The sequence below is a fragment of the Pseudomonas sp. PME37.24/006 genome, from assembly GCF_055556635.1.
In genome coordinates this window covers 1-276 of sequence record NZ_JBVHNL010000072.1, presented here as the reverse complement: position 1 = coordinate 276, position 276 = coordinate 1, and the positions used below count along the sequence as shown (strand labels likewise).

Here is a 276-nt window from a genome sequence, read left to right as displayed (position 1 = left end):
GCGCGCCATCGAGCGCAACGCCCAGGCCGTGGCCACCGGTTTCGGTTCCACCATCAATGAATGGGTGGCAGCCCGCACCGCCATGACGGTAGCCGCCGCCGAAGGCGTGCAGGGGGCCGATCCAGTGTTCGTCATCAAGCTGCTGCAGAAGAGCGGCGGCTTCTACGTCACCACCCTAGGCCGCGAAGACAAGACCGCCTTTACCTCGGCTGCCGAAGGCCTGCCGGCCGGGTATGATCCGACCGCCCGTCCCTGGTACAAGCAGGCGGTGGCCGC

General features: G+C 67.8%; 1 pseudogene. It reads left to right on the top strand.

Annotated elements, in window-relative coordinates:
* Positions 1 to 276 (top strand): annotated as a pseudogene (locus ACZ3GY_RS23895) (hypothetical protein); the annotation flags it as partial.